At 41.4% G+C, this 21,504-nt stretch carries 16 protein-coding genes and 1 pseudogene; 12 read left to right on the forward strand and 5 right to left on the reverse strand.

Annotated features, from left to right (window positions below; genetic code table 11):
• Positions 1-85 precede the first annotated feature (85 nt).
• The 3 genes from CH373_RS17815 (at position 86) to CH373_RS17825 (ending at position 6,698) form a co-directional block, all read left to right on the forward strand.
• A complete protein-coding gene (locus CH373_RS17815; RefSeq protein ID WP_207761506.1) occupies positions 86-5,305 on the forward strand; it encodes a polymorphic toxin-type HINT domain-containing protein in 5,220 nt (1,739 codons plus the stop codon).
• Positions 5,306-5,319: 14 nt separating this feature from the next.
• Positions 5,320-6,129, forward strand: a complete 810-nt coding sequence (locus tag CH373_RS17820; protein ID WP_125170057.1) for a hypothetical protein — start codon at positions 5,320-5,322, stop codon at positions 6,127-6,129.
• Between the two features lie 149 nt (positions 6,130-6,278).
• The gene (locus tag CH373_RS17825; RefSeq protein WP_100715560.1) at positions 6,279-6,698 is read left to right on the forward strand and encodes a hypothetical protein; all 420 of its coding nucleotides are present in this window, start codon (positions 6,279-6,281) and stop codon (positions 6,696-6,698) included.
• A 399-nt stretch (positions 6,699-7,097) separates the two neighbouring features.
• Here CH373_RS17825 and CH373_RS17830 read toward each other — a convergent pair whose 3' ends face one another.
• A complete protein-coding gene (locus tag CH373_RS17830; RefSeq protein WP_165778869.1) occupies positions 7,098-8,351 on the reverse strand; it encodes a DDE-type integrase/transposase/recombinase in 1,254 nt (417 codons plus the stop codon).
• Positions 8,352-9,053: 702 nt separating this feature from the next.
• On the opposite strand from CH373_RS17830, the gene CH373_RS17835 reads away from it, so the two are divergent.
• Positions 9,054-9,530, forward strand: coding sequence for a PaaI family thioesterase (locus tag CH373_RS17835; protein WP_100715455.1), 477 nt, complete (start codon positions 9,054-9,056; stop codon positions 9,528-9,530).
• Positions 9,531-9,620: 90 nt separating this feature from the next.
• Here the strand turns inward: CH373_RS17835 and CH373_RS17840 are convergent, their stop codons facing one another.
• Positions 9,621-10,517, reverse strand: a complete 897-nt coding sequence (locus CH373_RS17840) for a hypothetical protein (RefSeq protein ID WP_243393466.1) — start codon at positions 10,515-10,517, stop codon at positions 9,621-9,623.
• Positions 10,518-10,594: 77 nt separating this feature from the next.
• On the opposite strand from CH373_RS17840, the gene CH373_RS17845 reads away from it, so the two are divergent.
• From CH373_RS17845 to CH373_RS17855, 3 genes are read left to right on the forward strand one after another with little or no spacing between them, the layout of a single operon-like run.
• Positions 10,595-11,092, forward strand: a complete 498-nt coding sequence (locus CH373_RS17845; protein WP_165778870.1) for an NYN domain-containing protein — start codon at positions 10,595-10,597, stop codon at positions 11,090-11,092.
• Positions 11,093-11,095: 3 nt separating this feature from the next.
• Entirely contained in the window at positions 11,096-12,577 is a 1,482-nt protein-coding gene (locus CH373_RS17850; protein WP_100715456.1) for an MBOAT family O-acyltransferase, read from the forward strand.
• Between the two features lie 18 nt (positions 12,578-12,595).
• A complete protein-coding gene (locus tag CH373_RS17855) occupies positions 12,596-13,678 on the forward strand; it encodes a DUF1574 domain-containing protein (RefSeq protein ID WP_100715457.1) in 1,083 nt (360 codons plus the stop codon).
• Between the two features lie 6 nt (positions 13,679-13,684).
• Here the strand turns inward: CH373_RS17855 and CH373_RS17860 are convergent, their stop codons facing one another.
• From CH373_RS17860 to CH373_RS17870, 3 genes are all read right to left on the reverse strand, one after another.
• Entirely contained in the window at positions 13,685-14,419 is a 735-nt protein-coding gene (locus CH373_RS17860; RefSeq protein ID WP_100715458.1) for an SIR2 family NAD-dependent protein deacylase, read from the reverse strand.
• 8 nt (positions 14,420-14,427) lie between these two features.
• The gene (locus CH373_RS17865) at positions 14,428-14,967 is read right to left on the reverse strand and encodes a DJ-1 family glyoxalase III (protein WP_100715459.1); all 540 of its coding nucleotides are present in this window, start codon (positions 14,965-14,967) and stop codon (positions 14,428-14,430) included.
• A 310-nt stretch (positions 14,968-15,277) separates the two neighbouring features.
• Positions 15,278-17,572 carry a ricin-type beta-trefoil lectin domain protein gene (locus CH373_RS17870; RefSeq protein WP_100715460.1) on the reverse strand — a complete coding sequence of 765 codons (2,295 nt, stop codon included), beginning with the start codon at positions 17,570-17,572 and terminating at the stop codon, positions 15,278-15,280.
• An 837-nt stretch (positions 17,573-18,409) separates the two neighbouring features.
• On the opposite strand from CH373_RS17870, the gene CH373_RS17875 reads away from it, so the two are divergent.
• The 5 genes and pseudogenes from CH373_RS17875 (at position 18,410) to CH373_RS17895 (ending at position 21,363) form a co-directional block, all read left to right on the forward strand.
• Entirely contained in the window at positions 18,410-18,841 is a 432-nt protein-coding gene (locus CH373_RS17875) for a VOC family protein (protein ID WP_100715461.1), read from the forward strand.
• A gap of 477 nt (positions 18,842-19,318) precedes the next feature.
• Positions 19,319-19,987 (forward strand): hypothetical protein, encoded by a 669-nt coding sequence (locus tag CH373_RS17880; RefSeq protein ID WP_100715462.1) that lies wholly within the window; start codon positions 19,319-19,321, stop codon positions 19,985-19,987.
• A gap of 57 nt (positions 19,988-20,044) precedes the next feature.
• Entirely contained in the window at positions 20,045-20,776 is a 732-nt protein-coding gene (locus tag CH373_RS17885; RefSeq protein ID WP_100715463.1) for a hypothetical protein, read from the forward strand.
• 75 nt (positions 20,777-20,851) lie between these two features.
• Positions 20,852-20,974 (forward strand): annotated as a pseudogene (locus tag CH373_RS18850) (VapC toxin family PIN domain ribonuclease); the annotation flags it as partial.
• An 89-nt stretch (positions 20,975-21,063) separates the two neighbouring features.
• Positions 21,064-21,363: a YciI family protein gene (locus tag CH373_RS17895; protein WP_100715464.1), complete on the forward strand. Its 300-nt coding sequence runs from the start codon at positions 21,064-21,066 to the stop codon at positions 21,361-21,363.
• Positions 21,364-21,504 lie beyond the last annotated feature (141 nt).

Here is a 21,504-nt window from a genome sequence, read left to right on the forward strand (position 1 = left end):
AGTAGCAGAAAACAAACAAGCCACTGAAGACTGGGCAGAGAGAGCACTACGATTTAGCCAAGCAGAGACAAAGATTAAGGATCGAATGGAGGATCTGAAAAAGCAGATCGCTGCGGAAAGGAGCACACTGCAGTTTAGTCTTGAGGACTTTCTGGTGCCAAGGCTGGGACAATTCAATGAAAATGGGTTAAACGGGCTGGTTGATGTAGGTAGCTCGAAATACAAGACATTAGAATCCAATATGCGTGCCGAGTACAATATTATGGAAGGTTTACTCAATGGAAAGATCGGGATGTGGGACTTTATCAATGGGGCTAGAGGCCAGGCAGGACCGCCAACTACCTTTGGTAGTGGACTCTCCTCCAAATACCCGCAATACGATATTTATAATTTTGTAAGACCGAGGCTAAATGGTGGAAACCCAGCTACTTTCATGAAGGTAGCTCAGGAAACCTTCGATGGAGTATGGTTCATTGCGGAAGATGATAAGGCTAGTTCAACAGCTAGCCTAAGATTAGAATCGGATAGTTATACACAATATGCATCTAAGATGAATGCGAAACTGGACCAAATTACAAATGCAGAGGCAGTCATCATCGCAATTATGGGATGGGGCAATCCACTTGTAGGTGCGGAAGCAATTCATAGAAATGAGCAATGGAACCAAGCCAAAATCGATCTGCAAAACTCCATTACCAATGCAACCGCTTCTGCGACTAGGCTTAAAGATCTGCAAGCAGAACTAAATTATTACACGGATATCTCTAGTGCTGAGCAATTACGATCCGTACTACTCGGAACTGGAAATAGTATAGGTAAGTATAAGTTAAACACTGGGCTAGAAGCAAGTGATGCAGACTTCTTGAACGGTACAGGAACTTTAACGGCAGGAAGCCTAGAATGGACTGCTGGAAAAGAAGGACTTAATCTAGATAAAATTGCGGGGAAAAACGGAGATCCAGTCGCACAAGAAAGGTATATACACGACGCGTACGGACTACTCGTAAGAAATAATACAAGTTACACTCCAGGTGGAAGTACGGCTGCAGCAACCAGTTCTACCTCAACGAGCAGCGATGGAGTAAAAACTGCCTTTATGGTGTCAGGAGATGAATTTGTATCTGCACTGGCAGTGCTTTCTCGTTCGCAATACGAAATAGAAAGAGACGAGTACTTTGCGGCACAAGAAGCAAGTGTAGGACCTGGTGGACAGAAAGCAGATAAAAGAGAAATACTAGACGATAGAGAACAGTTCTTTAGCGACCTGATCCAAAGGCTTAGCAAGAATACAGGACAGAACATAGAGTTTGAAATGTACCAAACAGTAGTATCCGACTACATGGGCAAAGGTAAGATTGTAGATCAACTCTTTGAACTGAATTTGGAACAACAAAGGAAAGCGCAGATCGGTTCCTGGGATGCCAAAGAAAAGGATTTCCATTCGAGAAAACAAGAATGGGTACAAAACATCCAATACTTACAAGATACAGGAAACGCTAGATTTAATGACCTAACAGGGGTTATACTAAAACAATGGGATAATTGGAGATCCGACTTCCGCAAAGAAGCGAAAGAAGGTGAAGAAGCACACCTCAGAGAAATCGAGAAAGCAATCAAAGAGAAGTCCAGTTGGGAAAAAGACTTCTTATCTACGATGAAGGACCAAGATGATAGCACAGTACTCCGAGATGCATACAACCAAATCCAAGGAATGATAGAAAGTTTTGGTGGAACACTACCAACGGGAGTGTCTATCAACCTCAACGCAAATACAATACTGAATTCAGTCCTTGCAGACAGTCCATCCAGGTTTGATGAAAAGCTTGTAAGCGAAGGAGCAGCTCAAGACGTACAATTCTTCATTAACCAATTGCAAACAACAAAGCTGGATGAAAAGAACGTAAAAGCATTTGAGCAACTTAGAAATGAGATGGATGAACGCTCCCAAAAGATGGTAGTGCTACAAACACTAGACAGTTTGTATTCGATCCCCAAAGCGTACGAAGAAACAATCAAGAGCGCCAACGAAGACCTACACAAACAACTGAAATCACAACTGGCACAAGACCAGTTCATGCCGGTAGGAAACGTATACATCAGACAAACAGTAGGACCAGATGGAAACCCACAGGCACAGGTGCTACCGGACTATACAGACTTCGTATACAGTTCACCAGATGCATTACCAAAAGTAAAAGATAGCAGCGGAAAAGAATGGGATCTGACCGATTTTAATACGTTAGCTGCAAAAGTAGGACCAACATCCGCTGAATTGCAAACAATGGTAAGATTGGCTCAAACCCAGATGGATCTAGACTTCAAAAGAATATACGATCCAGAAAATCCAGCTAACAGAGAAATAGCGATTACAGCACTAGATCCAGTAGCGGTCGCAAAAGTAGCACAGGCTGCACAAGCGGGACTGAGACAACTGTTTACAGATCCGCAAAAAGCATTAGAATATACGAATGCAGATGAACGCGGAAAACGAGCCATGGAAGAATCTGCGATGAATTCCGGATACTTGGTCGGACCAACCGAAGGAGGAAAATTCGGAGACCACCACTTTAGCCAATTCTATACCATCTTGAAACTCAAAGAAAAATACAACGAGATGAAACAAGAAGGAGAATCCCTGAAAGGAGATGGATTCTCGAACGCAGTAGGAAGTGTGATGGAAGCGAGCACCTTTGGAGTGTTAGACGGCAAAATGGTCAGCAAGTTTATGCACGATAACAAGGACGTGGTAAACACGATCGCGACAGTCGCCGCAGTGATCGCAGCGCCCTTCACAGGAGGAGCATCTCTACTAGCACTTGCAGCATACAACGCAATCCAAGGAGCCTATGATGGGGGAGCACTGGGAGCAATAGCCGGAGCAGCAAGTGCATATTCCTCGATGACAGGAGTGGATGTAAGTTACTCGTATGCAGACGGGTTCGGAGCAAACGTAGGACTAAGCGTTGGCAAAGTAGGAACATTAGGACTTTCTTATTCAGAACAAGCAGGATTTGGAGCATCAGCATCCGTAAAACTTGGAAGTGTATTCTCCGCAGGAGTGAACTATACCCAAAACGGAGGGTTTGGAGTAGATTTAGGAATCACAGCGAGTAGAGGTGCTCTACAAGGGACAGGACTAAATCTAAGCTACAACGAGCAGAACGGATTTGGAGCCGGACTATCATATACCAAATCCATGGCCTCCGGAGTGAAAGGGACAGGATCCTTGAGCTGGAGTGATGGAGGAGGATTTACCGGAGGAATTAACGCATCCTACAATAAAGTCTACCAAGAAACACCGACATCGAAAGTCCAAACATCTACACTCACAGGTGGACTTACATTCAATGAATTTGATGGATTTGGAGGAAGTTTAAACGCTTCTTACTCAGAAACAGATCAAATGAAGTATGATACTTCCGGAAGACCAGTTGCTCCAATCAAACCAATCTTCCCGAAAGTGAATACTTTCGGAGGAGGACTTTCTTGGTCTGAGACCGGAGGATTTACAGCTAACGCAGACATAGGCGGAGCAAACGCATTCAGTTATTCTAAACAAACAGGAATCGTAGGAAACGAGAACTTTGGACGAGATTTCTGGCAATCGAGTACGGAAAGCTACCAAGCGGACATGCAAGAGTATGCACAAGAACTTGCAAGCTATGAATTAGAGCAGAAGAAATCACAGTTTGTAACGATGCTCAAACAAACCCGACCTGAACTATTCACAGATGCAATGGATGATAACCAAGTGCTTGCAGCTTACAAAAAAGTACAAGAGAGCTTAGGTCAACAAGACGGATCTAGAGACAATGTATTTAGTAAAATAGCAGGTGATCTGTATGATGACATGGCTGGTGCACTTGGGTATTCAACGAATGCACAAGGTTATGTTGATGAGAAGGGACAATTCCATGCGAGAGTATGTTTTGTTGCAGGAACAAAAATCCATACGAAAGACGGACTGAAAAACATTGAAGAGATTCAAGTTGGAGATATCGTCCTGTCTAAAAATGACAAAACAGGTGAAGTTGCTTACAAGAGAGTCTCTCAAACATATATACGCACAGTGGATTCTATTTACAAAGTTGAATTTGCAGATGGATTACTCTTAGAAACCACTTGGAGTCACCCGTTCAGAAGATTGAAAACCGAGAACAGAAGAGAGAATTTCTCGGTAGAGAATTCAGAATGGACCCAAGCGTGGAACTTGAAAGCTGGAGACATTACGTTAACAGCAAGTGGTGATACACTTGAAATTAATTCAATTGAAGTAGATACTCGTGGAGAGAAAGTCTATAACTTTGAGGTAGAAGACTTTCATACTTACTTTGTAGGCGAAACCGGTGTTTGGGTCCATAACGCAGATTACAATAGCATAAGTATGGGAACTAGAGAGCTAAATCTGAACTACACGCAGAACGGAAAAGACATTTCAGGTAGATATTTGCAGGTAGTTAAAGATGAAAACGGGTACTCTGTTTATCAGGACAAGGAGAACGGCAGCGTTTTGACCCTTGACAAAAATGGGAATATGACTCGTTATTACGCGGACCGCTACGGCAATAGAATCGAAGAGGATATGTTGCTGGACGGGGTATCGTTAACGGACAAGAAAGCTATGCGCATCAATGGAAGGGAAATGACTGAAGGCAGTATAGTTCAGATCGATAAAACTGGCAAGATGATCGTTACAACACCGGACGAAATGGCCAAAGTCAAGAACGGGACTGCATTTGTAAACGGGATGAATATGAGGTTTGAAGCCGCGTTGGATGCTGCACATTATTTGCGTGAAGGTTATAAGATGAATAGTAACCTGTATCTGTATTACAACGGAACTAACGGGATGATGCATGATATGACGAACGTGGCAATAGGACAGCAATCGCAAATTGCAAAAGGTTATGAGAAGGCCCAGGATAACCTGCGGGATGCAATAAAATCCGGTCAGATGAACACCGTTTATAGCTACAGCCAAGGAAGTGTAATTACGGGAAATGCTTTCCAGCAGGCGGCGAAAAATTTAGATGAACGCTATTTTTACGACAATAAAAAATGGATTTCGATTGGAGGAGGTCATGTCCCGCAGAATATACCTTCCAACTTTGCGAATGTAAAATTCTATACTAACATATTTGATACGATTAGTAACGGTGCCCCAACGCTCTCCGGCCAAAATACATTAAGTAGGAATGCATATGAGGCTCAGAATGGCAGAACTACATATACTGATTCGAGTTGTAAATCAGTGAACCCGCTCGCTTGTCACAGCATTTACGCCTACGATTGGATCTTCAAATGAGGGGGTTTTCGGTTTTGAATTTGAAAGGCGGCATTTTTGTTTTAGGTTTCTATGCGATGCTTTGTAAGGGACCTGAGTCAGTTCCTGAAGCTTTCAGAGATGATATTATTGGTGCCAGGCATGTTGATTTTAAGTTTGATCCGAGCAATTTACCTAAGATAGGAGTTACAACTGAAAAAAACTTGGATCGAATGTATCCGGAGGGACCCACTTTTCGTAGGACTTATATAAAAACTAGATCAGCAAAAATTAGGAACTCAATTTTTGATTTTTCAAGAATAGTTGATTATCAGTACATGAAGAAAGAATATCATACCCAACCGGGTGTGACAGGATGGAATACGGAAGAAATTATTGGCTTAACGATATTTATAAACAACGGTTTTGTGAATTACTATTTTATAAAACACATGAAAAGAAAAGATGAAGATAAATGGGTACCAGGCAGGTATAATCAAACGGAAGTCAATATTGAAAATTGGGAAATTAAATCGTATCCAGGTGCTACCGTTGATAGTTGCATTTACTGGCTACAATGGCCAAGGGAAGCAAGATACCCTCACGTCGGGAATCAACTTGACGGATTAACCGAAGAAGATTGCGAAAATGGGGTTATGGGACCGAAGAAACCTCTGGAAGACTCAAAATCCGAGGAAGTAAAAAAGAAAGTTTGGACGAAGGAAAGCTTGGAGAAGGCTTTAAAAAGAGCTAAAGAATTGCTATCGTACAAAGGAATGGATCCCGCTGCCGTAATTCGTGTTACAGGTCTGACAGAAAAAGAGTTAATGGAGCATGGTCTTTTACCGAGAAAGAAAGAAAAATAAATCCCCCAAAGGTTCCACTATCATAAAAGTAGATTTAGTTTGCATCAACCTTGTGTCAGTTGCAGAAAAACTGGATCAAAAAATCAGTGGACGTATAAGCGAGCCTACCTATGTTCAAACCAAACAACCCCATTTCAGGTAAAAACTTTATGAAGAAAAGCCTAGCGCTATTAACCATTTTTGCTGCCATTTCATTTGGATGTGATGATGGTAAGAAAAACGGTGCAGATGCATTATTGACTGTACTTTTGGCGAACCGACCAGTACCAATCGTTGTTGATCGAGTTAATACTTCTATGAATTCAGCGACTACCATTTTGGTGTCGATCTTTTCCGGACAAAACTGCACTGGAACCCAATTGTTGACTTCTTTTCCACTCACTGGGGTTTCGCAAACTTCTATTGAAGTACAACCTGGGACCACATTCTCCGTTCAAGCAGTGGATCAAGCAGGTGTGGAAACTACGATGTGTGAAAACTCTCCACCTGCGAGCGTAATTGTTTCGGGATACAAAGCAGCTTGCGGTATTAATTCTGGATCTATCGCCTGCGGAATGCTTAATAACTAAAAAGATTGTCATTCTCGGGTTTTAGGATTTCGTCTAGGGTCCGAGAATTTTCTAATTAGTAAATTCCCGTTGCACCTCGTCAAAATTTCCATTCTACATTGTTAAGCTACTTCCTTAATCGGGAAAGTTCTGCTTGAAGCAGTGAAGAATCCACAGAAAAGTTAAATGCAATATTCCGGATATTCGGAAAGTATCAAACTTTAAGAGTTCCTCCGGGCAATGACCTATGCCTGTCGACGTTTCCGACCCGGTGATTAGAGTAACGCACCATTCGTGTGCAGCCCAGCAGAGTCCACAGAAAAGTTAAATGCAATGTTCCGGATATTCGGAAAGTATAAAATTGGAGGAGTGACTGCAAAGTAGTAGTAAAAAAGTTAAGTTTGCCAAATGATTTTGGAATCACTTGCAAGATTTACATAAGGAATTTGAATTAATAAGCGTGCGATTGGAGGCGGCTTCTTTAATTTTATAGGAAAATCTAAACTTGTCCGGAATTGCGCCGTTCAGAACTTGCCAGGGAGAATAGCCAAATAACACTCCGCTCGGTCTATGATTGTATTCTGGAACCGCTTTTCTAAGAGTTTGGATTACATCTTTTAGGTTTCGTTGCGGAATTCGAAAAAGAAACTCGTATTTCATTTTTTTGTGAATTGCTTCAACCATGCTGTTTGAGTATTTGATGTCGACTTGCGCGATTAATTTGCGAATACGGATCTCGGGTAGATTAATAAATTGGTCAACGAATCCGAAGTTTTCAGCACCACCATCACAGAGGAGGTAAACATTGTCCTTATTAGAAAGATTAAAAGTAGTGTAAACTTTCTGGAGATTCTGTTTTGCAATATTGGAGGAAGATGCTAAGGAAACTTTCCAGCCTAGAATAGCTCTTGAAAAGTTATCCGAAATAATATGAATGAATACTTTGGTTTGATCTGTAGTGTGAAGGATCGTAGTATCCATGTGTAACAGCTGAAATGGTGAATTTGCGCGGACACCTGTTCTTTGCTTAGGTTTTCTGAATACAGGTCGTTGTGGTTTTAAAATTCGAGCATATTTATAGAAGGTGGTTAAATTGAAATAAGCTTTTCCATCGTTTAGAATACGATAATATATAGAACGTAAGGGCCAATTCCAAAATATTTTTCTGTTTAAGTAACTCTTCATGACGAGTTGTTCAGGAATGGTAATTTGTTTTGGGTGAGATTTTCGACAGATTGAAAAAATGGAAGTTTTACAGTCTAATTCATTTTTCCATCTGTAATAGAGGGGAACGGAAATCTTCATGAGTTTGCATGTTCGCTTGACCCCGAAGATTGAACTAAGCCTTGTAACAAGAGCTGCAATCTCTGATCTTTTCATATTCCATATCTTTCGTTTTCCCTTCATTGTATCGGCTAACTTATAGTAAAATCGGAAAACAAGTATGAGCCCGCGCAGGATAGTTTTGAAGGATCTTGAGTCTAAAATTTTATTCAAAGTAGCTTCTTTGAAAAGATCCTTATCATCACTATCGAATCCTATTACATTGGACAGATCGCGCTTTCTCATATCATAGAAGGTTGAAGTAGGAATACAGGACTTTTCTTTCTCAGATAACAAGCCTGTCTGGACTTTAAAGGCTATATTCGTGTGATAAGAGTTTTTCTTTCTCATGCAGGAAGTTTGTCGGAGTAAACTATTTAATATTTTTATGCTTACTGAGGAGTTGCAATGGAAAAATAGAAAGGAGGAGAATTAAAATAACATAATCTACTTTTAAAAATTAATTTATGCATTTTTCAGGCTGGTGAGATTTTTTTATTTTTCAAGAACTATTGATCTGCGATGCATTCGATCAAAGATTCCATATTGGTATATTCCGTAACAGAATATGTTCATTTGGAATGTGTAATATTCCATCTTGAAGTATCCGCCAGGGATCGTAGCGATATCCTGAACCGCACCATGCTTGATCGTGGAAGATTGCCATATTATAAAAGCATAAAATGGTGCGGTGCAGATACAAGCGTAGAGCCCGGTCCGGCAAAGCCGGAGGCGCCCAGCGAAACGCGCCGAGAGACGGGGAGGAAACGGGAAACGCATTCCCGAAGAGTGAGCCAGGATGGCGAACGTCCCGGAGCTCGACACAAGGATGTGTCGGCGTAGGGCGTAGGGAAGCGGTTCGCGTTTCCAACTGAGCTCAAAAGAACTGGTATCGGCGTAGTGCGAGTGAAGCGGTTCGCGTTTCCAACTGAGCTCAAGAGAAAGTTCGTTTTTGTCGCAAACTAAAAAATCGAAGTATGGATGGTTTTCTTCTGGAAGCAGAAATAATTTCCTTTTTTATAAGTAGATTCAAGTTCGAGAGCAGGAGGAAACATGGGCTCAGATAAAGAGAAAGAAAAATTGGCATCCGACCTGAATAAGGAATGGGAAAAATTCAAAAAAGCTTCACCGGGGGTGAGTCTTGTGATTCCACCTCCTTCTTTCAAGGAAATGTCGGGAGAATTCATTTCCTATGTTCGTAAAAAGGAAATCACTTGTTCCTTTTTGGCAGAACCTAGATTTTCCAATCCGATGTCTGTCTTACAAGGTGGCTTTTTGGCTGCGGCCTTTGACAATACCTACGGACCTCTTTGCTATCTGGCTGCAGGAAAACCTACCACTACCTTAGAACTCAGTACAAGTTATATTCGAATGATTAAGGAAAATCAAAGGATCACAATCACTGCTCGAGTGATTGCGAGAGGCAATCAGCACATGTATATGGAAGCGGAAGCAATTGATGAGGAAGGGAAACTAGTCGCAAAATCTACTACACAGGTTTTGATTTTGAGAATTCCAGGAAATCAGTAAACTGATTGGTTAAACACAACTAAAATCCATCTTTCTTCACGGATTACCCATCACACATCGATCATCATTCATTTGATCGTTAAACTATCATTAGGTGGCAGCTTCTGGTGACGAGTGACCTTCACTTTCCGTCGGTTTAGAAACCGCAGGATCGCTAACCGGCAAGGCACTAGAAGGTCCGGTGATTCTCTCCAAAGGTAATTTTTTGACGTGATCCGCCATTTCTCTTAGAATGCTCGCGGTGATATCCTTCATGATATCTCCCATGACTTCGGTTTCTAAAACTTCCGCGATCATCTCACCGATATCTTCTCCGAGTCTTCGAGAAACTTCCGACATAAATGGAATTCTAGAAAGTTCTCCGAGCAGAAATTTACTCTGCAAGGATTCATTCACCTTTCCGTGGAATTGGTCGTGGTGCTTGGAAAATGCCTGCTTTGCGAGTTGGCTATAGTCCAACCGAAGCATCACTTCTTCTACTCTTTCGAGTGAATGTAGAAACACTGCATCTGCAATCGTGTCCACAATCACATCTCTAAACCGGAACGTGATTTCTCTAGTCAAAGCTTCGCTTACGTTTTGACCCGACATTCCGATTCTGTAAAATGCGATTGCTAGTTTTACTCCTCTTAACAATAGAAAGGGTCGTAGAAAGTAGAAAGGAATGATTCCGATCACTTCGTACCAATTCGTTCTTAGATATTTTCTTGGATCTTCTAACTTCTGGATTCGGATGAACAAATCAAAAACCCAGAGTAAGATTACGAATAAATCGAACACCAATAGGTAGCTAGGGATATCCTTGTGCATGAACTCTTTGTAGGAATTTACAAAGAGTAAAAAGAACACGTCTACGCCGGCGAGGGTGAGCAAAAAGTAATCCCGACCAGTGCCCGGCAAAACGCTTCTCCAATAGCGAATCGTGCGGAGGTATTTGCCAAATCTGGAAGAGTGAGAGCTATGGTGTTTCTTTTTTTCTTCCGACATTGAGCGCAAGATTCCCCTTTGGGAAGGTGTTTACAAGTTTTTTGGAAGTGTCCAAACTGGTCACTAGATTTAGCAGGATGCATTTAGTCGTCGACGGATTCAATTTGATCTACAAGTTTCCCGAGCTTGAGGAATACATGTACGCAAATCGCTTAAGAGATGCTCGTGTAGGGTTGCTTCGAATTTTGGAATCGTATTCCGCAGTCGCTAAAAATCCGGCGATTCATGTCTTTTTTGACGGGAAAAAGGAAAAAGGGAGTGAAGTTCGCTCCGATTCGTATGGACAGATTCAAGTCTACTTTAGCCAAGACCAAAAGGCCGACGATCTTATCAAGGAGTATATTAAGTACTCTCCTAGACCGTCGAATCTCTTTGTAATAAGTTCTGACCAAGAAATAATGGTTTTTGCAAAAAGGTTAGGTGCAAAATCTATACTTTCCGAGGATTTTGCTGCGAAAATTACCGAAGCTTTGGCGAAGCAGAATCAGCCAAAGTCGGAGGAGAAGGACACGGATCGCAAGCTTTCTCCGACAGAAATCCAATACTGGAAAGAATTCTTTAAGAAGGGAAAGTAGCGCGTGCTTTTTAATTCCGTTTTATTCTTACTCTTTTTTGCAGTTGTATATGTGATCTATTGGTCACTGCCGAAAACTTGGAAACTCGATTTCCTTCTTCTCGCGAGCGGAGTTTTTTATCTTTTTAGCGGAAAAGCATTTTTCGTACATTTTATTTTTGTAATATTATTAAACTATCTGGGATATTATAAGGTAAAGACTTCTAAGAATAAAAAGTTTTGGGTTACTTTTTCGGTCCTCTTTAACGTAATTAATTTAGGCTTCTTTAAATATTTCTACTTTATTAATAAGATTTTGGCCGATTTGACTGGGTATCCTTTCTTTTCGGAAGTTCCAAGAATTCTGAAGATCTCACTTCCTTTGGCGGTCAGCTTTTATAGTTTTCAAATGATCGCTGCAGTCGTTGACGCTTACAGAAAGCCGGAAGAAGAAAGGATCACTTTAAAAAAGTATTTCTCCTTTGTGCTCTTCTTCCCGGTGTTGATTGCAGGTCCGATTTTGAGGACCTCCGACTTTTTTCCGAATTTAGAAAGATTAGAGCCTTCCAAAGACAAAATAGTGAGAGCCTGCTATTTAATGATGTCGGGACTTTCGAAAAAACTTTTAGTAGCTGACCCGGTAGCGAGCTTGATTGCCCCAGTTTTTGCGGGACCGAGTCAGTATGATAATCTATCTTTGGTCTTGGCTGCTTTTGGGTACGCAGTGCAAGTTTATTGCGACTTTTCCGGACTTACGGATATGGCTAGATCCGTCGGATTATTTATAGGCATTGACCTGCCGGAAAACTTTAAAGCTCCCTTATTCTCTTCTACTGGAAAAGAACTCTGGCAAAGGTGGCATATCACTCTTTCTTTCTGGTTAAGAGATTATATTTATTTTTCGCTAGGCGGAAGTAGGGCAGGCGAATGGAGAACTTATTTAAACCTGATCTTGACTATGACGATCGGCGGAATTTGGCATGGAGCCGATTATACCTACGCCACCTGGGGATTTTATTGGGGAGTGATCTTAGCATTTGAAAGATTTTTGGAAAAGAGATTCGGCTACGGTTTAAATGAGAGCAGTAATTCTCTATTGCATATTCTAAAAGTATTATTTATTTTTTCATTATTCTCTTTCAGCGCGGTCTTGTTTAGGGCGGATAGCGCCAGCACTATGGTTCAGCATGTGGCAGGACTATTTACAAATTTACCGGGAAGTTTTGCCCACAAGTTACAAGGAAATGGTTTTGGCTGGTTAGAAAGTGCGGGTGTTCTCGCTTCCGGGCCGGATGCTTTCCAATTATTGCGACTCGAGAATATAGAAAGACTTTTATATGCGTATCTCGCATTCTTAATGTTCCACTTCCTTCAGTTTAAGGTGAGTGCGGTGGAAAAATTTGGGAAAAACAAGGATTGGCTTCTGGTAATCTGCGGGGTGGCTACCGTATTTTTACTGACTCTTTTCTCCGAAGATTCCGGAGCATTCATTTACTACAAGTTTTAAGGCATAAGATAGATTAACATGGCAAAGGTCCGATTTTTATCCATTCCGTTTCTGATTCTTTTTCTATCAATTGCAATCGATCGAATTATCACCTTGGATTTTTTTCAGGATTATTATTCAAAGACATTGTCGCATCTCAATTTTTTGAACAAGCCAGAACTTTATGAAGATCTAAAGGAATATTTACGAAAGGATCCGAAAGAAAGAAAAAAGGTATTGGTCTTTCTCGGAAATTCCAGATCCTTAATGTTTCCGGTAGAGCAACTTGCGGAGAAAAATCCGGAATGGATACTCTACAATTTTTCGGTACCTGGAGGAACTCCTGACTATTTCCATTACTGGGTGGAAAAAATCGAAAGTGATGGGTTGCGTCCAGATTTTGTGGTGATAGATCAATCTATAGAAGTTTTCAACAAAACTCCGATACTCGGATTGGATGAGGTGCTGGTGTACGGAATTCCGATCAGTTTTATGATTCGGCATTGGAATTATTACTCTACTAGCGACTGGTCCACTGTGATTTCGAAAGGTTTGTTTCACACATACAGAGATAGACCCAAGCTAGCAGTCATACTTGATCGGATGAAGAATCATTCGGAACTTGCAAACATGTATCACAACGCGAAAGATGTTATTGTTACGAACCTTCGTCTGGAGAAAGGCAGTTACTCGTCGGACATTAATATGAAAAAGGCTCTTGCATATGACTTACTCCTGAAAAGATCAGAGAGTGATTTTTTGTCTTATATGAGCCCATACACTTTTTATTCCGAAATGATGGACATGCAAAAGGAATCGATCCGTATATTAAAAAAGCAAAACATTCCGTACGCAACGATCTGGGTCAGAGTTTCCAGGCCGTATTACAAACTATATTCAAGCAAAATAGTTCAGACTCAGGAAGGAATGAAATCGCCCCAAGAGGTTTGGATGCCTTTGCTAGAACAATTTAACCGCGAAACCGGAACCATTCTTTGGAACATGAATGAAGAGCCGAACTACAACTGCGATAGCTTTTCTGATCCGGGGCATATGTCGCCAGGTTGTTTTTACGACTACGGTGAATATGTGTTCAAGAAACTGAACGAGACTTTAAAATAGAAAATCTTAATTTTCGGTTAAAGCTTTTACAAGATCTGGCAAAGTATCACAAGCAGTTCCTTGGAGGGAAAGTTCGGCTACATGGCTGAATCCGCTTTGCTCTGGATTCACTTCCACAACAAATGCACCTGAAGACTTAGCGACTTCGGCCAAATAAACAGGAACTCCTACAGAACCGGAAGAACCGACTATAATCACGATATCGCAAGACTCTGCCTCTCGAATGCAATCAGCCAAGATAGTTTGATCATAGTTTTCGCCGAACCAGACTACATTAGGCCTAAGATTCTGTCCGCAATCTGGGCAAGTCGGGGGAATTTTAGAGAAAGGCAAGCTAGTCACATCAGCAATTTTTTTACAAGAAATGCATTTAGTACGAAAAATGTTTCCGTGGATCTCCTTCATTTTGCGAGAACCAGCCTTCCCGTGCAGACCATCCACATTCTGAGTGATCAGCAGAAAATTCGGATGTTTCTTTTCTAATTCTACCAATGAATAGTGCGCATCATTCGGTTCCTTCTGCGAAATAAGTTCCATTCTCCAAATATACCATTCCCAGACTAAAACTGGGTTTCGTGCAAAAGCATCGGAGGTTGCCAAGTCTTCTGCCCTATAGTTTTTCCAAAGTCCGTCGTTTCCTCGGAATGTCGGAACTCCACTTTCTGCGGAGATTCCGGCTCCGGTTAAAACTAGAATCTTTCCTTTGCTTTTTTGTAGTAATTCTTTAGGTAAGGTTTGCATCGGTTCGTTTAAGGAAGGTGAAGTCCTTTTTCTACTTCCATTTTCTTTTGTGGGTTCGTCAAAACTTCCACTATTTTCAAAGCGAATTCAAATGCAGACCCAGGTCCAATACTTGTCAAGATTTTTCCAGACTGCTCCAATCTAGAGCCAGTATAATCCGGAGAATCTACCGCGCCCGGAAAGGCAGTAAATTTTTGACCGGAACCAAGGATCCCTTGCGCCTTCAGTACGCTAGGCGCAGCACAAATAGCTCCAATCCACTTTTCCTTTTTCTTTTGCTTTTCTAAAATTTCGGCGAGAAGTTTGCTCTTTCCCAGATTTTGAGTTCCTTGGCCTCCGCCAGGAAGCACTACCATGTCAAAATCTTGGTCCCTCAGATTTGCCAGTAGAGTATCTGGAACATGCTTTGTTTTTCTTGCCGCAATAACAGGACCTTCTTCCAATCCAGCAGTGATTACTTCCACGCCGGCTCTTCTTAGAACGTCCACAAGAATGATCGCTTCCATTTCTTCCATTCCGTGTGCAAACGGGATTAGTACCTTTGCCATTTGAAATGCTCCATTCAATACGATAAATTTTATCTTATCAGAGAATTCTGCTGCAGATAGGAATATTTAGAACCGTAGCACTGAAAGCCAAGTGAATTCTTAGGATTTTTTTGTAGGAGCTCCTACGAGGAAAACAGGCGAAAAAAAGGCTGGAACGAAGCGATATTTTGTGAAAATGGGGTGGGTACCACCGCTGCGCTCCGGCCCCCGCCCAGGAAGGGTGGGGCTTTTCACTAAAAAGTACGCACTACCAAAAGGGGCCCGAACTTTATTCGTCCGAGCTCCCTTGGAGTAATAGGCTTAGGGCTTCTTAATCAAAAATTGTATCCCACTTTTGATTATTCCCGCCATGGTAGGTCCAGGTTCCGATCCCTGATCCTTGGCTAGTTCCGAATCCATCTAACACGAAATTGGTGTTGGATCGATTTTGAACGGTTCCATCGCTTTGAATATTGAATTGCTGGTTAGAGCCTCCGTTGCACTTGCGGAGCGTAATACTTCCTCCGTTATTCATCTGCCCGTTGTTATCCAAACAGAAACTCGTGTCGGTCCTAGTCTTAACTGTGCCAGAGACCGAATCATAAGCCCACTTCTGATTGGAACCACTGTGACAACCCCATTGAACGATGCTCGTGCCATCCGCGGTATTTCCGTTTGGAATATCTGCGCACAAACCAGAAGAACGGTTTTTTAGATTAAAGTATCTTGTGACACTGCAACAAAGTAGCGCACTAGCATTCCCGTCTCTCTGTGCCACTCCGGCTACATATTCATCTTCTCCGCACTGACCTTTGTAGGAACCGTTAGCAAAATCCCCACCTTTGGTCGAAGTGCGATTATCGCCTCTATCGAACCAAACTGTCCGACAGCTGTTCCCCAGTTGTACTTTAGCTTGTGCGCAAAGGATTCCGCTAGTACCCCAAGATCTTTTCGAGTATCCCGAAACATAGTAGTTCGCAGGACATTCATATTTTGTAAAACCTGAAGCCCAGTCCCCAGTGTTGTGACTTCTCGTAGGAGTTTCATTAACTGCTTGTACGTTATATGCGTGGTTGTCGTTCCAGAGTTTTCCGTAATTTGAGTCGGTGCAAAGAGCTCTATGATCCCTACTCAAGCCGTTCAGTCTAAAACCATCGTGGCACGTACCTTTATTCGCGCCAGAATCCCAATCGGTGTTAAACGAAGCAGATAGATTATCGTTTCTTCCGCCGATCGATAAGGAAGCGTATAGTGCGGGGGCTTGAACCTGTCCGACTTTTCCATTGAATTGAAGAAGTCGATTTAGGTGCTCAAATCTCCAGTCATCTTTTAATGTTCTAGACCAGTCGCTGGATAGAAGTCCCCACTCGTCGTTTCCATTTAATGGCCAATAGGCGAAATCTAGATCTTTTTCTATCAGGTAATCCACAAGACGTTTTAGCCATTCTTTTTCCTGGTCGTCAGTGGTGGAGGGGGAAGAACCAAATTCACTAACCCAAACCGGCGCAGTGTAATGATTCTCTGTATCTACTACGTAGCCCCATTCTCCATAAATAGTGTTTTTAAAAGTGGCAAGGTCCATTTGCCTGTACTTGATATTTCCGCCCGAAGTGTTGTCGTCGCCGTTGTGATTTGGTCCGATAAACCCATAGTTATGGGCTGCATATACCAGCTTATCCGAGCGCTGCAAATGTACGGAATTATCTTTAACAGGTCTTAGGTGAGGTCTTTCCCCCGAACCTAGAATAGGTACCGAACCCCACCAGTTGATTCCTTCGATAATCACAATGATGTCTGAATTATTTTGCATAATCATCAGACCTAAATCGCGAGAAGCTTTGGCCCAGTCGTTCTTGTCGCCTGAACCCCAATTTGGACTTTCCGGTAAATGAGTATCGTTTAAGCGCATGGTGCGGACTTCATTTCTAAGGTCTGCGGCCGCGACCATCTTGTTATTTTTATAACGATTGATCATCATGATCCAGTCATTTTGCCACATTTCTACTGTCTGATTGTAAGCAAAAGAGGAACCAGTATGATACCAAAGTCCATTGTAGTCGAATCCGCAGCACCATTCTGGAAAAGTAGTGTGGTTATTTAATACGACTACAATCCCAGCATCTGTCAAAGATTGCACTGTTTGGTCGTAAACCTGTAGAGGAGTCAAACCAATCCATTGTGGGTTAGCACTGATATATTCCGCCGACACCGGGGACTCGTTATGAAGCATTATATTAGAAAATGGTAATCGAATTGCATTAAATCCCCACTCTTTGATTAAAGAGATGATTACCGAGATATGCTGTTTGTCCAAGCCTGCGACTACTTGCTTGGAATCACTGGCTCCCCACCAGTTTACCGCCTTCATTTTAAATCGATTGTTGTTTGCATCCACTATGTATCTACCGTTAGTGCTTAGCGGAGTGGCTGGCAGAACAACGTTCCCGACTTCCCAGTTTCCAGAAGCTGCTCGATTTCCGTGCGTGTTAGGAACGGAGCGGGAATCCGAAAACAGATTCAAAAGACTCGCAAAGCCCTGTGAATCTTTCGATTTATCAGAGCCGCAGTTTATTAAAAACAAGACGAGAATGAAACATCCCGATACCAATTTTCTCACTTTCAACATAAAGTCCTCCAGGACCATTTTTCTTATTTATTTGCTAAATCGCATGACTCTGAATCCGGGAGCGAGGACTTAGATCAACGAAAGCATCCAGAATAAAGAGATCTTCTACTTTTGAATCATCGTTCACTTAGATGTCACTTACTTCTTCAGAAAAAAATATTCTTCTTTTGACCGCATCCTCCAAAAGCAAAACCCAAGATTTTGCAATGCATCAAAAGAAGATCGTGAATATCTATTCAGCACAGTTTTTAGATCGCTCGTCCCAAAAAAAATTGCGATAAAAAGAGCAGTTAACGTTTCAACCTCACTACGGTTAGTTGCAAAAAGGAAAAATCGGAAAAAAGGAGTATCTAGAAAAATGTATTCAACTTTTCGAAAAAATAGATTCAAACACCTTAAATTATATTATGTTACTGTAATATTCTAATTTCTTCCTTTAAGTTTGGGTGAATTTCTTACACAGATTTGCTGGTGATCATTTCCTTAGCACCATTTCTGGTGAACTCCGGTGAACAAGTAATGAAAATTACACAAAGAAATAAAAAACTGAGAAAATACAAAGCAGTTGCGGCAGCATAACTTTTTCTAAACTATTGCTTTTAAATAATATAAAGTAGCATTACGTTCAATATTCATCGTAAAATTTTTGCTAGGTGATCCAAGTTTTCTCGCGTGATGCTTAGTTCAAAGGCAGGATTGCAATATTAAACGAAGGGCAGGATTTGCGAAAGTAGAATGCTATAAGAGTGCGGAATTCGAGAATGAAAAATACTTTACATAAATTACCTAAATATTAGAATAGATGTACTTGATTAGAATATTATTAAGGTGAGTGTCATGAGACAGAAATTGAACCTCATTACTTTGGGTGTGAAGAACTTTCAAAGGTCATTGGATTTCTACGAAAAGGGTCTGGGCTGGAAAAAATCCTCCGCGAGTTTAGAAGATCTCGCACTTTTTCCTTTGGGTGGAATTGTGTTGGCTTTGCATCCGAGAGAGGAGCTCGCAAAGGATGCAGGACTTCCGGATGCAAACGCAAAAGGATTTTTAGGAATAACTTTATCTTTTAATGCAAAGTCGGAGCAGGAAGTAAATCAAGTCATCGAACAGGTCAGAAGTTTAGGGGCAAAGATCATAAAAGAACCGCAAAAAGTTTTTTGGGGAGGTTATTCTAGTTATTTCGAAGATTTGGACGGACATCTGATTGAAGTAGCTCACAATCCTTTTTGGCCATTGGATGAGAATGATAATGTCGTACTTCCTGAGTAAAATAACATTTCTGAAAACACTACTGCTATATGCAATATTGTTGGGGTAGTGTTATTTCGTGAACTGTCTGCGCAAATAGCGCTAGCTTAGCCATCAGTGAAATTTCCAAATCATAAAACTAAACCCGTAACTAAGTCGAAGCATGCGCTTTGAAATGTGAATCCTTCCGAAAGAGAAAGTAAGGAGCGCGGAAAAAAAGTCCCTGGTTCTACATACCTAAAATCTCTGATTCTTATCTATCCAAAACGGCCCTCTAGTTTCCGATTCTGCCATTTGATCCAGTTTGCCTGGCTCTAAAAATCCAATTCATTCCTTAAGAAGAAGTGAATATTCCGAATTGGTATGTTCGTGTCAGTGTATCCCAAATTAGTATATTAAAATAATTACACATATCTGGAATGGCTTTCAGGACAATCGCTCTGAAGGTATTCGAGGGAGGGCGATAACCAAAAACTAAAATGCCAAAAGGGTGAAAAAGTGAAAAAAATAGCCAGTCTAGTCGCTCTGATTCTTTTCGGAGCTTGTAATCCAAGCGATCCGCTTTCGGACAAAAGCAACTTGTATTTAGGAATCGCTTCTCTAACAGAAACTAAATATCCTAGGATAGAAAGGTTGCAGCGTGCATTGTTGGAACGTACAACATTTGGAAGTAGAGTTGGTTTGGAGACTGGAGAGGTAGTAGGGGATTCGTTTTCGGAGACGGTTGCGGCAGTCGAGGAAATTGCATCGAATGTAGAAATGTCGCAAGCAGCTACCAAAATTCAAGAAGTGGAAATCTTCGGAATTACTGAAAGCGAAGCAGCAAACATCCAAACTTCTATTGGCGAAGGAAAGTTTGTAGAAGCATTTACGGAAACGTTCCAAAATAAACCACTTCCGAATTTCGTAAGTGAAAAGTTGGGTGAAGATCCTTTTTCCTCTATGAATCGGATGGATTCAAGAAAGGCATCTTTGTTTTGTGATGCGGGAGGATGGTGGTTTCGTTGGGCAAATCCGAACCAAGGGAGCATATGGCTCGGAAGGAATTTCTGGCCTGCTGTTTACATTACGTGGATCTTCCAAGTTTGGTACCAAATGTCAGGAAGTCTAGTATTCGGCAGACAGTGCATCGACTTCGAAGGATCGATTACGATCTATGAGTGGTGAAGGGCTATTCTCTAATTTGAAACTACAATGAAAAGCGAATTAATAGGAAAATTAAAAATGAAAAAGTACCTTGGTATCATAACTCTACTGTTTCCGGTCCTCTCACTTTTTTCTGAATCACAAGGTGAGTTGAGAGCAAAGAAGAATCTTCAAATCTCTGTGAACAAGCCCTCAGTAACCGGATTGGGAATTCGATTGGAATATTTCCTTGGCGAAAAGCTGAGCGTAGGAGTTGGTTACGATAGAATTCACGCATCTAAAACTGAAACAAGTCTATCTCTACCATTGGCAGATGGCAGCTCTGTGTCTCACAAAGAAGCGACAGAGCGAAATTTACACAATGCGTTCCTGACCGCTACCTTATTTCCCTTTTCTTCCAACGGAATTTACATATCAGGTCGTTTCGGTACCTTGGACGGATTCGGAAAAAAGGTTTCTGATAATATAGGAGTAACTCCTCAAGGAGATTTAAGGAGAGTGACCGCTTCGAGTCCGCCTTACGGATATAAAATCGAAGAAAGTCCAGCGTATTATCTTGGGGGCGCCTTCGGATATCGACATATCTTCGATTCCGGACTATTCATAGGACTCGAACTTTCGGTATCACATCGTCTTGGGCAAATTCACAAAAAATATATTCCGATCCCGGATGCAAGTAGTCTCGCTTTTGTTGGAGCATTACCACCGAGCGTCTTAGATTTGCAATATGCAAAAGATTCCGCGCTGAGGACGTACGATATTCAGAGAAATTTAGCTTATTTTAATATATCAGTTGGAACTTCTTTCTGATTCCGATTTGTGTCCTGATTGCTTGCCTCGCTGGATAGACTAACTTGCCCGGGTTCGCCGCAGACTAAGTCAAGTATCGGCTCTATTAATAATCTATTCGCTGCGCAAGCTTTATCACGTGAACTTGTTTTTGTAACAAACAATACGAAAGAATTTAATATGGTAAAGAATCTAAAAATCGAAAATTGGTCGCAATAAAACGCCACCGCATTTAACAATCTGCTTTTAAAAAATCTGTTGATTATTTGAGTTTAAGTTCAATCGTCAATTTCATAAATCAGGAGAAGATGATGAAAAAATATTTGTTTTTATCTGTCGGTTTCGAGAAGCCAACTCAAGAAATAATGCAGGCCTGGGGAAAATGGTTTTCATCAATCAAAGATAGATTAGCAGATTCTGGAGGCCATTTTGCAATAGGGAGAGAGGTTACTCGAAAAGGAACAATCCAATTGCCGTTAGACTTAAATTCAATAACCGGATATATTATCGTAAATGCTGAAAATATGGACCAAGCGGAAGAAATCGCAAGAAATTGCCCAATAATTACGAGCTTAAAAATATTTGAGATAATGTCCGCAAAAGGTTAAGACCTCGCCACATTCATCTAAATGTTGTTCCCCCAGTCTCCGTTTTAATAGCAAAAGCGGCAATTCGCTCGGTATGGACAGTCTGACCATCTGTTTCTCCCGTAGATTGAGTCCCATTGCCCATTACTCCTTATAAGGAGA

The sequence above is a fragment of the Leptospira perolatii genome, from assembly GCF_002811875.1.
In the GTDB taxonomy this organism is placed as follows: domain Bacteria; phylum Spirochaetota; class Leptospiria; order Leptospirales; family Leptospiraceae; genus Leptospira_B; species Leptospira_B perolatii.